The organism is Caryophanon latum (assembly GCF_001700325.1).
GTDB classification, from domain to species: Bacteria; Bacillota; Bacilli; order Bacillales_A; family Planococcaceae; genus Caryophanon; species Caryophanon latum.
The window spans coordinates 1-13573 of the sequence record NZ_MATO01000052.1; the positions used below are offsets into that span (position 1 = coordinate 1).

General features: G+C 37.9%; 11 protein-coding genes. All 11 read left to right on the plus strand.

All coding sequences use genetic code 11. From position 1 onward, the window contains the following. The first annotated feature begins 399 nt into the window (after window positions 1-399). The 11 genes from A6K76_RS12585 (at window position 400) to A6K76_RS16550 (ending at window position 13561) form a co-directional block, all read left to right on the plus strand. Window positions 400-5301, plus strand: a complete 4902-nt coding sequence (locus A6K76_RS12585; RefSeq protein ID WP_066465630.1) for an S-layer homology domain-containing protein — start codon at window positions 400-402, stop codon at window positions 5299-5301. Between the two features lie 128 nt (window positions 5302-5429). Further along, window positions 5430-6080 (plus strand): Ig-like domain-containing protein, encoded by a 651-nt coding sequence (locus tag A6K76_RS12590; RefSeq protein WP_066465634.1) that lies wholly within the window; start codon window positions 5430-5432, stop codon window positions 6078-6080. 21 nt (window positions 6081-6101) lie between these two features. Next, on the plus strand, window positions 6102-6803 hold the full coding sequence (locus A6K76_RS12595) for a hypothetical protein (protein WP_066465635.1): 702 nt from the start codon (window positions 6102-6104) through the stop codon (window positions 6801-6803). Between the two features lie 17 nt (window positions 6804-6820). Continuing rightward, entirely contained in the window at window positions 6821-7246 is a 426-nt protein-coding gene (locus A6K76_RS12600) for a hypothetical protein (protein WP_066465636.1), read from the plus strand. 112 nt (window positions 7247-7358) lie between these two features. After that, window positions 7359-8795 carry an S-layer homology domain-containing protein gene (locus A6K76_RS12605; protein WP_066465638.1) on the plus strand — a complete coding sequence of 479 codons (1437 nt, stop codon included), beginning with the start codon at window positions 7359-7361 and terminating at the stop codon, window positions 8793-8795. A 91-nt stretch (window positions 8796-8886) separates the two neighbouring features. Next, on the plus strand, window positions 8887-9894 hold the full coding sequence (locus tag A6K76_RS12610) for a hypothetical protein (protein WP_066465639.1): 1008 nt from the start codon (window positions 8887-8889) through the stop codon (window positions 9892-9894). A gap of 341 nt (window positions 9895-10235) precedes the next feature. After that, a complete protein-coding gene (locus A6K76_RS12615) occupies window positions 10236-10949 on the plus strand; it encodes a YveK family protein (protein ID WP_066465640.1) in 714 nt (237 codons plus the stop codon). Window positions 10950-10970: 21 nt separating this feature from the next. Then, window positions 10971-11699 (plus strand): CpsD/CapB family tyrosine-protein kinase, encoded by a 729-nt coding sequence (locus A6K76_RS12620; RefSeq protein ID WP_066465643.1) that lies wholly within the window; start codon window positions 10971-10973, stop codon window positions 11697-11699. A gap of 200 nt (window positions 11700-11899) precedes the next feature. Next, the gene (locus A6K76_RS12625) at window positions 11900-12661 is read left to right on the plus strand and encodes a tyrosine-protein phosphatase (RefSeq protein WP_066465646.1); all 762 of its coding nucleotides are present in this window, start codon (window positions 11900-11902) and stop codon (window positions 12659-12661) included. 78 nt (window positions 12662-12739) lie between these two features. Beyond that, the gene (locus tag A6K76_RS12630; RefSeq protein WP_066465647.1) at window positions 12740-13372 is read left to right on the plus strand and encodes a sugar transferase; all 633 of its coding nucleotides are present in this window, start codon (window positions 12740-12742) and stop codon (window positions 13370-13372) included. Between the two features lie 12 nt (window positions 13373-13384). Further along, window positions 13385-13561: a GDP-mannose 4,6-dehydratase gene (locus A6K76_RS16550; RefSeq protein ID WP_083995436.1), complete on the plus strand. Its 177-nt coding sequence runs from the start codon at window positions 13385-13387 to the stop codon at window positions 13559-13561. The last annotated feature ends 12 nt before the right edge of the window (window positions 13562-13573 follow it).

A 13573-nucleotide genomic window follows, 5' to 3' on the forward strand; every position in this document is an offset into this window, starting at 1 on the left:
GGCTAGCTCTTTTTCAAAATGTCCTTTACAAAGGGTACACTTTATTTATGCTTGGGCTTTTTTCGCTTCATTAACAGCGGCGCAACAAGGTGGTTCGGTGCAATGAGCGTGAAAAGTAAGAGCGAAAAACGATGTTACTTACATGAACCTTCTATGACAAACGTTACAACGATGTAACAAAACAGTGATATCACTTGAAATAACGCGCGAAATAGACGAAAATAAAGTTGCACCTACAAACAGTAGCAATTCGGGAGCCGCACGAAAGGCGTTTTCCATTTTACGATTGACAACATTTTGTAGTAGAACTATACTTTTATGTGTAGTTGTTTAGACTATCGCTTTTTTTTGCGTGCATAAACATAATAATTTTTCGAACTTAGAGGAGGAAATTTTTCTATGGCTAACCAACCAAAGAAATATCAAAAATTCGTAGCAACTGCTGCGACGGCTACATTAGTAGCAACAGCTGTAGTACCAGCTGCATCAGCTGCAGACACAACATTCTCAGACATTAGCTCTTACGCAACAGAGGTACAAGAGGAAGTATTATTCCTTGCTGACTTAGGCGTAATTAACGGTTTTGAAGACGGCACATTCAAGCCAGCTCAAAACATTACTCGCGGACAAGCAGTAAAAATGATCGGTCGTTTCTTAGAAGCACAAGGCGTTGAAGCTCCAGCAAACTGGGCAACTGAGCAATCATTCTCAGACATCGCTGTAGATCGTACTGACCGCGACTTAGTAAAATATGCTGCTTTAGTTAAAGAAGCTGGCGTATTCCAAGGTAACGGTAACGTATTAAATCCATCTGGTTTCACTACTCGTGAAAACATGGCATTAATTTTAGACCGTTTAATCGGCCAATTAACTGGTAAAACAGCAGTTGAATTAGCTGAAGGCTTAGAAAACAACGTATCTGACTTAGCAAACGCTAAAGAAGAAGCTCGCGAAGCAATCGCAGCTTTAAACGCTTTAGGTGTTTCTAACGCAGAAGAATTCAAACCAAAAAACAACACGCAACGTGTACACTTCGCTTCATTCTTAGCTCGTATGATCGAGTTAGCTGACACTCAAAATGATGAGCCAGGCATCGAATCAGTACAAGCATTAAGCAAAACGAAAGTTGTTGTAACATTCAACACACCAGTTGACGAAGTAACAGCAGAAAACTTCACAATCGAAGGCGCAGTAGTTAACGGCGTTGAGCTTTCTGAAGATAAAACTGTAGCTACTTTAGACGTATCTGGTTTAGAGTACAACACTGAGTACACTGTAGCAGTAGCTGACGTAAAAGTTGATGGCGAAGCAGTAGACTTCGGTTCTCAATCATTCACAACGCCATCAGTAACGCAAGACTTCGAATTACGCGTAACAGCAGCAGAAGCTGAAGTAGTAGCTGACGGTGCAGACAACGTAGTAATCAAATTCGAATTATTAAACTCTTTAGGTGAAGTAGATACGAACGCTGACAACATGGTATTAGAAATCGGTACTACTTTCGGTAACCTTGCTACTAACCGTGTAACTGTACAAGACGGTGTAGGTCAAGTTGTATTATCTTCTGAGTTCTCTTCAAAAGAATTAATCGCTAAAGTTACTGCACAAGTAATCGAAGCATCAACTGACTACAAAGATTTAATCGGTAAAGTTGTTGGTGAAACAACTGTTAAGTTCATCCCAGCTGCATCAGTATTAGATCCAAACGCGTTAACATTCTTAGGCGCTGAGTCTAACCAAGCTGACCGCGTAGTAATTTACTTTGATAAGCCAGTATCACCAGCGACATTTGTTCAAACGGAAGAAGATGGAACATTCAAAGTAGAGTTTGATCAAAAAATCAATGCATTCCGTCAAATCTTTAAAGATGATGTTGATTTTACAGTTGAGCAAAATAACTCTTTTGAAGGTGCTTTTACTGACAAAGAAATCATTGGTTTAGCTTCAGTACCGGGGAATGATAAAGCAATTGAAGTAATTTTAGCTAAAGAAGTTGCAAATCATAATACACAAGGCGAGTTATTAGATGCTCAAGGAAATGTAGTAGCTAAAGATGATAATGGTAAATACACAGAGGAAGCAAAAGCACGAATTGAATATCGAAACAACTTCTTAAAAGATAATGCGCAGGTGAAGTTAGTTGTAGACATCGGTGAAACACTTAACGACCGTTCATTCACATTAACTGATTCACGTAAACCAGAGTTTACAGGTGTAACGGTATCGAATTTACGTACATTAGATCTTAAGTTCTCTGAAGCAGTAGATGAGGGTAAATTCTCAATTGATGGTGTTTGGGCTCAAAACTCAGAATTTGAAGTAGAATTTGGTGAGTTTGATGCAGCAACAGGTGTAGATAAACGTGATACAGCAACAGTTACTCTTAAGAAAGATAATAAGGGTAAGCAACGTTACTTCCAAGCAGGTCAGCACTCAATTACTGTAACTCAGTTAGGAGATTTTGCTGCTGCAACAGATAATGCAAACTACTCTACTACACAAACGTTAAACTTTAATGTGTTTGCAGATTTAACTGCACCGACAGCAACAGTAGGAGTTGAATCTCCAGAACAATTCCGTGTAACATTCAATAAAGATTTTGGTGTTACAACAGAGTTCTTAGAAGATACGATTAAAGAGTTAAAAGAAGATAATGCTGCTTCAGAAGTTATTAACATCTTCCAACCTTTAAATACAACTGATTTAACACTTAAACAGATTGAAGAAAAGAATGAAGAGAAAGCTATTGCACAGTTAAGCTATATCTTCAATAAAACATTACGCGTTTATGATGCAGTAAATAAAGATTGGGTAACACTGGAAAAATTAACAGTAGATGGTAAAACATCTGGCGAAAAAGTATTTAATGGTGGAGCTTTAAAAGCGTTAGAAGCAGCGGCTTTAAAAGCTTTAGTAACAGACCAAACAGATGAAGACGAAGTAAAACCATTATTAATTGCTAAACAAGCTTCAGACAGCAAAGGTTTAGTAAATGAAGTAGTAGTTGAGTTAACACAAGACTGGACGAATTTATTCAACAACGATAAGGATACATTCCATAACTATCAATTCAAATTTGATATTGATGCACGTACATTTGAGAACGCTGCAAACGGTATTATGAACTCTTCATTTGACTTAAACTTAAACTATGAAGGTTCAGCTTTAAATTCTGCTGATAATACGTCACCAGTAATTGATGATATTAAACAAATGAAAGATAAAAATGAGTTTGAAGTGTTCTTAAACGAGCCTGTTAAACTATTCAGTGAAAACGAATTAGAACTAAAAGATAATGCAGGAGATACACCTTCTACAACTCAAGAAAATGGTGTTCCAAAAGTATTAGTAGAATTCCAAGGTAAAGATATTAATGGTAAAGCAGTTGTAATTGCAGCTCAAGTAGATGGCTATAGCTCAGCTACAGATAAAGATGGCGACTCAGTATTAAAAGTATCTACAACTGGTAAAACATTACAAGATTTAGTTGATGAAGGTTATGATGCAAACTGGAAAGTAGTAGTACGTTCAGTATCAGATGACATCGGAAATACTGCTGCAACATTAACAAAAGATTTCTCATTAGTTGCAAATGTGATCGAACGTCCATTCCATATCGTTTCTAATGAAAATAAAAACCCATTAACAAAAGAATTTTATGAAAACCGTGTGATTGCATATGATGCTGTAAATGTAAACGAGAAAGACCGTTTAGATATTACATTTACGAAAGCAGTTAACTTTGCGGGTAACGATAATTTAACTTCAGTTTACAACTGGACTTTAAATGGTACAAAGTTATCTGAGTTAGCAAACGTTGAGTCAATCAAATTAGAAGATGTAGATGGTCTTACAAATGACTACGAAAAAGTAGTAATTACATTTGCTAACGATAAAGCATTCGGTGATTCTTCTAACGTAGTATCTGTAACAAAAGGTATTAAAGCATTAGATGGTACAGTGTTAACAGGTGAGTATGAAGTAGTAGCAGAAACTATTACTTATACTTATTTAGAATCAAATGATCGTCTAGCTCCAAACCGTCATTTAGATCGATTAATTCTTGGTGGAGAGTTCAATGGAGTTAAGTCAGTTGGTCTTGACCGTACAAAATCAGAAGTAGCTAAGTTATCATACGTAGACTATGTGGCGGATATAAAGTATGCGCGAGCAACGCTTGAAAGCTTATATTTAGGCAAATTCTTAGGTCATACTGATTCTGAAAATATCACTGAATATATCAAGTATGATAAGGCTTTAGATGATGCAGCAGCATACGCGGTGGAAAAAGCAATTGCGATTGCAGAAAAAATTAATTTAGCAGATGTTAAAGAAAAACAAGCTGAAGTCGCAGAAGCATTAGCAGCATACAATGCTTTAGACAATAATCAAAAGTTATTAGTTAATGCTGATAAACTTTCTAAATTAGCAGCATATGCTGAAAAAGCTAAATTAGCAGCACCAGATGTAGCTTCAAGTATCAACTCTTTGCCAACAACAGCTGATATTGCTAAAGTTTTAGCAGAAGGTACTGAAGAAGAAAAGCAAGAAGTGATTGAATCTGTACAAAAAGCAGTAAATGCATACAATGCTTTAACTACTGATCAGAAGAAGTCAGTTCCAGCTGCAACATTAGCGAAATTAAAAGCAGCAGCAGCAGCAGCAGGTGTAGCAGCTCCTGTTGAACCAACAAATCCAACAGATCCAACAGATCCAACAGATCCAGTAGATCCAGTAGATCCAGTAGATCCAGTAGATCCAGTAGATCCTACAACACCACCTACAGTTAAAGCAGATACTGTAGTACCAGCTTTAGACTTTGAACCATTCGCTGATAGCTCAGCAGATAATACTATTGCAGTAGATGTTAAAAATCCAGTTCTTGGTTTAACATATATTGCTAAAGATAAAGATGGAGTAGTTTTAGGACAAGCTACAGCTACAGCTGAAGAAGTAGAAGCTGGGTCAATCTTCATTCCAACAGCAATTAAAGATGCTTCATTAGTAGCATCAGTTACAAATGACCGTATCGTTATTGAAGGCAACGCGGTAACTGTTAAATTAGCAGAAGGTGAAGATTTAGCAGCAATCGCTGAGCAATATAAAAACGCTTCTTTAGATAAAGATGCAGTAGCAATTATTGGCGATACTGAAATCGAATTAACTAAAGATGGTGCAGTTTCTGCAATTTTAGCTGAATTATCTAAAGTTGGAATCGAAAACTTACAAGGTAAAACTTACACAGTTACTTTAGTTAACGAAGGTGAAACTGAAGGTACTGAATATACAATTACTTTCTAATTGTTAGTAAGTATGAATCTTTAAATTTTTAAGCAAAAGACCATTTCTCTCTTATAGGGAAATGGTTTTTTGTATTGTTAGGAAATGTTATACTAATTAGGTAATGAAAATTAGGAGGTCATAAACTAATGAGAAAAATAGTAAGTATGGTTATTATGTTATTAGTTATGTTAGTATGTGTTCAACAACTTCATGTAGATGCAGCTGAACAAAATGTAACCGCGGAAAAATTATGGACAGTTTCATTAAATACAGCAGTTTTAAATGCGCCAGAAAATTTAAAGAAAATTGAGCTTAAATCTTCAACTGGAGAATTAGTTCCGATTATAGTTACTGTTAATGAAATTGACGGACGTATTTTAGAAGTAACTACTCAAGATGCTTATAAGGTGAACGAGTATTACACATTAACGATTCCAGCAGGATTTGAATCGAAACAAGGATTAAAAACTATAGAAGATAGGATATTTACTTTTTTTGTAAATAATCAAATGACAACTAACTCTTTAGAAGGAGCTTGGACGACGAACTATATTTATAAAGATATAAATTGGTTAATTACAGCTTCTTTTTTAAATGGAACAGTCCAGTTACAATTGAAATCTGGACCTACTACACATAAAGGAACAGAAAACTATGAAGTGAATAATGGATGGATGTCTATGGAAGTAGAAGATTTATCGATTAACTTAAATGGACAAATTCAAGTTTATAATGATAAGAAATTTAAAATAATCACAAAAAGTGGTAAAGTAGCGTATTTTACTAAAGTCCAATAACAGTAAAGGTGACGAGTTAATATGAAAAAAATTCTATTATTAGGATGTTTAATCATTTTGAGTGCTTGTTCAGAAGAAGTCGAGCAAAACAAAAATGAACTCACTGAAACTGTTGATACGACAGTTTCGGTTGAACAAACAGAAAATACATCAGCATTAGATGAGCCAATAACTGAAAATAAAGAAGTTATTAATAGTGAAGAGTCTGCTAATGTAGTCGCAGAAGAATCGGTAAACTCGGACGATAAAGCAAAGAGCGAAGTACCTAAGGATGAAGTAAATTCATCTGATGAAACTGCTGTAGAAGTTAAAGAATCTACAACTGCAATCGATATTAAGGAAGAAGGTTTATTTAATTTTTATTCCAATGAAGAAATAAAAGAAGAGCTTACATTTACGAATATTGATGAGACGACTTTAGAGTTACCTTTATATAGCGAAAATGAAAAAGTCTTTGAAGAAGATATTTTAAAAGTAAGTTTAGGCGACCTTCAAGCAGGAGAAATTGAATACTTTGAAGAACCAATTTCTAATGGATATTTAGTTGTATTAAATTTGAATAAATTAAGTGAAGAAAATTATGGAAAGAGTTATTCTTTATTGTATAATGATATAGAATATGCTTTCTTTATCACTGAAGAAGATCCCAATGCAGCATTAGGAGTAATTGAAAATGTGGATTTAAAAGAAGTGAAAAAAGCTCAGTTATTAATTATGAAATAAATAATAGGAGGAATAAAATGAAGAAAATTATTTTAGCGTTAGTAATGGTATTTTCAGTACTAGGTATTACTCAGCCAACACAAGCGCAGACATTTGATACTTATGCAGGTATTGTATTTAAGGATGAAGTAAATGAGGATCAGTATAACGAACTGAGCCGTACAGTTTATTTAAGTGCTGTACGAGCGAAAAAGTTTGAAGGTAAAGTTATTGCTTACTCGCATATCAAATTACCAAATGATAAATATTATTCACGTACAGTTTATTTAGCTAAAATCCGAGAGTTTAAGGGCGAATTTTTAACAGCTATTAATGATTTAGCTAAAAATGGAAAAACTGCGGAAGGTTTAAATCTTGTTAAAGGTTTAGTAACTGATGAAGGTGAAGTAGTTCCTGCAGAAGAGCCAACTGTAAAAGAATTCAAAGTAGTAGACATTAAATAATTACACAACATCATCAAACATTACAGCACCATTACATTTCAAATGTAATGGTGTTTTTTTTTGCAAAAATCCTTTATAGTGAGGGTAGCATGAATTTTGGGAGGAACTTTGAATGAACAAGTATGTGTTAGCATTGACAGCAACAGCAATGACGGCTTCGGTTGTGGCGCCGGTTGCGAGTGCAAATGGATTAGCGTTTAACGATTTAACAGGCTACGCGCAAGATACGACAGATGCGGTAAAGCTTTTAGTAGATAAAAAAATTGTGAATGGTACGACGGCGACGACATTTAGCCCGAATGCAGAAATTACGCGTGGGCAAGTTGTGAAAATTTTAGGTCGCTACCTTTTAAATGTAGAAGGGCAAACAGTGCCAGCCGATTGGAATACGAAAGCGCGCTTTAGCGATGTGCCGGTGAACCATAAAGATGAGGAGCTTGTGAAGCTTGCGGCGCTTTGCTTTGATGCAGGCATTTTTACAGGTAGTGAAGGGAAGCTCATGACGGCTGGTACGATGTCGCGTGAAAACTTAGCGCTTGTTGTGAACCGTTTAGCGAAGCAAATGACGGACGGGCAAGATTTAGTAGCATTAGCAGCTGGGAAGCCTTCCAAGGTGACGGATTTAGCGAAGGCGAAGGAAGAGTCACGCGCGGCGATCACAGCGTTAAATGCGTTAAACATTTCGAACGTGGCGGAGTTCAATCCAAAAGGGACAGTGAAGCGCGTACATTTTGCATCGTTAGTGGCGAAGCTGTTAGTAACGGTTGAAGCGTTAGAAGCAGCGCCAGAGGAACCGACAGCGCCAGTAGTAGATGAAGCAGTGAAAGCGTTTGAAGATGCCGTGAATGCGGTGAACATTGCGGACGTAACAGCAGAAGTTGTGGAAACGTTAGTAGCGCAATACAATGCGTTAAGTGCGGCGCAAAAAGCACAGTTAAGCCCACAAGTTGCAGCAATCGTGAAGGCGGTCGAGGACAAGCTTGCGGAGTTACAGGAGGAAGCGAAGCCTGAGGAGCCAGAAACACCAGTAGCACCAGAGCAACCGACGAACCCGACACCGGAGCAGCCGACAACACCGACAAACCCGGTGCCAGAACAGCCAACAACACCGACAAACCCGGTGCCAGAACAGCCAACAACTCCAACAAATCCAGTGCCGGAGCAACCGACAACTCCGGTAGAGCCGACACCACCGCCGAAAACGGACGCAGAAGTGTTAGCGGACAAAATTGCGGCAATCGGACCGGCAGTGAGCAATGCGGACATTACGGTGCAAGGATCAGGTAGCACAGTGAGCGTAACGATCGCAAATCCGAATGCGAGCATTGCGTCATTTATGGGCTTATACGGTAGTATCGTGCAACAGCTAGGGATCGTGAAAGTGAATGGTTATGATCCAAATTCGTTCTCGACAATTGGATATTTAGGTGGCTTAGTGAGCGGTGCCGATACGTTAGGTGATTTAAAAGGACAAACGTTTAATATTCCAGTAGTAGTGAACAATACAGGTAAAGAATTTAGCACGACGATTTCAATTCAACTGAATTAAGATCGTGAAACTCTCGGTATTTCTATACTGAGAGTTTCGTATTTCTATGGTAAAATAAGAGAAAAATATGCGAAAAACATGAGGTATAGCAATGAAGAAGTGGAAATGGTTTTTAGTAATTGTGTTAGTGATGTTTTTAGCGATTGGTGGAACGGCATTATACTTCTTGAAGTTTAAAACGTATGATGTAGCGGACGAAAACGTAGATGCGGTATTAGAGGAGCATTTCGAGCTGGAGCTGCCGGACGGGAAAGTAATCGTTGTTGATGCGGACGGCAATATCGTTGAAGAAAAGACGACGACAGCACCGACAGAAACGACAGAAACGACAGAAACGACACCAACGACACCAACACCATTACCAGTTGGGGCGAAGGTAAATGAAGACGGAGCGACTGTGACGTTACCGGACGGACAAGTTGTAGCGAATGACACGACGTTACCAGCAGGGGCGACAGTGAGCGAACAAGGCGTTGCGACATTACCGACAGGCGAAACGACACAAATTGAATATGTGACACCGACGCAAAACGGTGAAACGACGACAGCAACGGGCGACGGTAGCACGCAAACGACAGATGATGCATCGACTGCAGGTGAAAATGCATCGACGAACGATGGAACGGTAGCTACAGATGAGACGCCGCAAATTAATGGTGAAACATCGGGCGGTGCGGACGATAATAATGAAGGAAGTGCGCCAAATACGTCAGGTGGAACGACACCATCGACACCACCAGCGGCGAACGGCAAGCCAACTGTTTCGGACATTAAAAATAAATATGCAAGCTCATTTGATTCATTAGAGTCGCAAGCAACAGCGAAGTTAAATAGCTTAATCGGTACGGCGAAAAGTGAATACGTGCAGTCGCAACAAAGTGGTGAAGGGGTATCGTATGCATACTTCTACCAAAAGTATTACGGCGCTGCGATGTCACTTGAAGCGAATACAGATAGTGCGTTTAATGCGTTATTAGCTGTTGTGAAATCAGACTTACAGCAAAACGGCTACGATGCGACGTACGCGAACTCATTCGTAACGGAGTATGAGGCGGCGAAAAAAGCACGTGAAGCAAGCATTTTAAATCAAATCAAATAGCCAATCGATACGGCTTATTTAGCGTATGCGATAAGTGAAATGATTCATGCGATAGCACAAAAAACTCGTAAGGCGAGCCTTACGAGTTTTATTATGACGAATTTGAGAATTGCAAGACATGAAGTAGGAGAAATGGTAAAATAGTAAAGGTCATGCACGAGGGGCTAAGAAATAGAAAATCTTTGCTTCAAACGTGAGGAATCGAATGACATTCCTAGTACAATGAGACGACGTAGCCAATATTTCTTATACGAAAGTTAATGATAAATAGTAAACAGTTATCAAGCTATATTATTAACGCGTAAGTATAATAGAAAGAGCAAAAAGGAGATTTAAAGCCAGTGGAAGAAACAATTAGCTTACAAGACATTTTTTATACGTTGAAAAAGCGCATCGGTTTAATTACAGTGACGACAATTGCAGCAATCATTATCGCAGCGATCATTAGTTTTTTCATGATTACACCAATGTACCAGGCAACGACACAAATTTTAGTAAACCAACAAAATACACCGTCACAACAAGTAACGACGTCTGAAATTCAAACGAACTTACAATTAATTAATACATATAGTGAGATCATTAAAAGTCCCGCTATTTTAGATATTGTAATCGCCGAGTTAGATTTAGATTTAACAGCAAGCCAGCTTTCATCAAAAATTGCTGTGTCGAATGCGAACAACTCGCAAATCGTGTCAGTTAGCGTACAGGACGCAAATCACGCTGTAGCGACAGATATCGTAAATACAGTATCGGACGTGTTCAAAGAAGAAGTGATCGATTTAATGAAAGTCGATAACGTCAATATTTTATCTCCAGCTGTTCATGTAGAAAATCCAGCACCTGTATCACCAAACAAAACGTTAAATATGGCAATTGCGGCTGTATTAGGCTTAATGATTGGTGTCGGTATCGCCTTTTTACTTGAGTATTTAGATACGACAGTGAAAACAGAAAAAGATATTGAAGATTTACTTGATTTACCAGTAATCGGCTTAGTTAGCCCGATCTCAGAAAAAGATGCAGAGAAAAAATCATCGCGACGTAAACGATAAAAGGGAAGGAGCGGCAAAAAGATGTTTTTTAAAAAGAAAAAGAAATCGAAAAAGCGTACAACAGCAACGCTTGCACGTAAGCTCATTACAGTAGAAAATCCAAAAGCGATCGTATCTGAGCAGTTCCGTACATTACGTACGAACATCAACTTCTCCAATCCGGACAAAGTGTTAAAAACGATTCTTGTGACGTCTTCTTCACCAGGGGAAGGGAAATCGACAACGTCTGCGAATGTTGCGTCTGTTTATGCACAAGAAGGTAAGCGCGTATTACTAGTAGATGGCGACATGCGTAAACCGACTGTACACCATACGTTTGGCTTAAAAAATACAAAAGGCTTATCAAACGTATTAACGCGTCAAGTGTCAATCGAAGAGGCAATTCAGCCGTCAACGCTTGATAATTTATCAATTATGACGAGCGGCCCAATTCCACCAAACCCAGCAGAGTTACTTGCTTCTAAATCAATGGAGCAGCTAATTGGCGAACTAACAGCACAGTACGATTTCGTTATTTTTGATGCGCCGCCGATCTTATCGGTAACGGACTCACAAATTTTATCGAATCGCTGTGACGGCACAGTGTTAGTAGTAAAAGCGGGCGAGGCAGAAAAAGCGATGGTGCAAAAGGCGAAAGAATCACTCGTTGCATCACAGGCGAACATTTTAGGCGTCGTGTTAAACAACTTCGTATTAGCAAAAGATAACTATTACTACTATCAATATTACGGACAAGCAGAATCGAATTAAAAGATGTAAAAAAGTACCGATATCAAGTAGTGAACACTTGCAAAAGGGAAAAAAGGTTTCTGTTTCACGTGCGATAACATAACAGTCAAGCCGAATTCATCTCATGCGTAACGTCACGAGTGTAGTCGGCTTTTCTTAAGTTTATAAAAAACTTCGTGTCTAGAAATAGTTTTCAACATATACAAGGAGCTGAATAAACAATGATTGATATGCATACACATATTTTATATGGCGTGGATGACGGTCCAAAAGAAGTTGCGGATACAATGGCAATGCTTGAACAAGCACAGCAGCAAAAGATTACGCACATCATTTCAACTTCTCATGCGAGCCACCCGCAATATAATGTGACTGCTACTACTGTGACAGCTCAATTGGCAGAACTTCAAGCATTAGCTCAACAATTTGATATAAAGCTTCATAGAGGGCAAGAAGTTCGAATTCAGCCTAATATAGTAGATTTATATAATAACGGAGAGCTTTTAACGTTAGCGGATTCTCGTTATTTATTATTAGAATTACCATCAAGTAATGTTCCACAGTACACAAAAGCGATTATTTATGATTTACTAGAAGTGGGCATTATTCCCATTATCGCACATCCAGAACGCAATAAAGGTATTGCAGAAAAACCTGAGCGTTTAGAAAAGCTTATTCGTTTAGGTGCGATGTCTCAAGTAACGGCTGGTAGTTTAAGTGGACATTTCGGTAAAAGTGTTCAAAAAACAGCATTAGATTTAGTCTCTCTAAACTTAGTTCAAACATACGGCTCAGACGCACATAACGTTACGACAAGACCGTCATTATTTAACGAAGGATTAGATGTTTTAGAGAAGAAAAAGATGGCGGATGCAGTCGATATGCTGCTGGAAAATAATGAACAAATTATTGCCAATAAGCCAATGTTATTATGGGAGCCACTTGAAGCGAAGAAGAAAAAGTGGTGGGCGATCTTTAGCTGAACTTTAGTAATAGGGGGCATTAAATAAAAATATATGAATAATATAAGTGGTTTAAATTTAAAGGAAGTTGACGCCGAAATGATACCGTGTAAAAAAACGTTTAACGTTTCATCAGTGAAAATGAATAATAGTAAATTGTATAAAGCATTTAAACGTGTAACTGACATTTCTTGTTCCTTAATTGGATTAATTTTATCGATTCCAATTTTACTGACGTTTAGCATTTTAGTAAAAGCTGAGTCAACAGGACCTGCGTTTTTTATTCAGGAGCGCGTTGGATTAAATGGAAAAAAGTTTAACATTTATAAGTTACGTTCTATGGTCAATGATGCAGAAAAAAATGGTGCACAATGGGCAACGAAAAATGATGCACGTGTAACACGTGTTGGAAAATTTATTCGTAAAACGCGCATTGATGAAATACCACAGCTCATTAACGTGTTAAAAGGCGATATGAGCTTAATTGGTCCACGTCCAGAACGTGATGTATTTACCGAACAATTTGAGCAAGAAATTCCCGGATTTAAGCAGCGCCTTTACATTAAACCAGGTGTAACAGGCTGGGCTCAAGTAAATGGTGGTTATGATATTACGCCAAAGGAAAAGTATGAACTGGATATGGAATACATTGAAAAGCAAAGCATCAAATTGGATATAAAGATTATTTTTTATACGATTAAAATCGTCTTTACGGGATCTGGTGCAAGATAAGGAGGACTAAGCATGGCAATTTTAGTAACAGGTGGATTAGGGTTTATCGGTTCACATACAGTTGTAGCATTAATTGAAAATGGCTATAAAGTTGTAATCGCAGATAATTTAAGTAACAGTCAAATCGACGTATTAGAGAAGCTTGAACACATTACAGGGAGGGCACTGAAAAAGTCACTGAATCAATAGGAAGGGCATGTT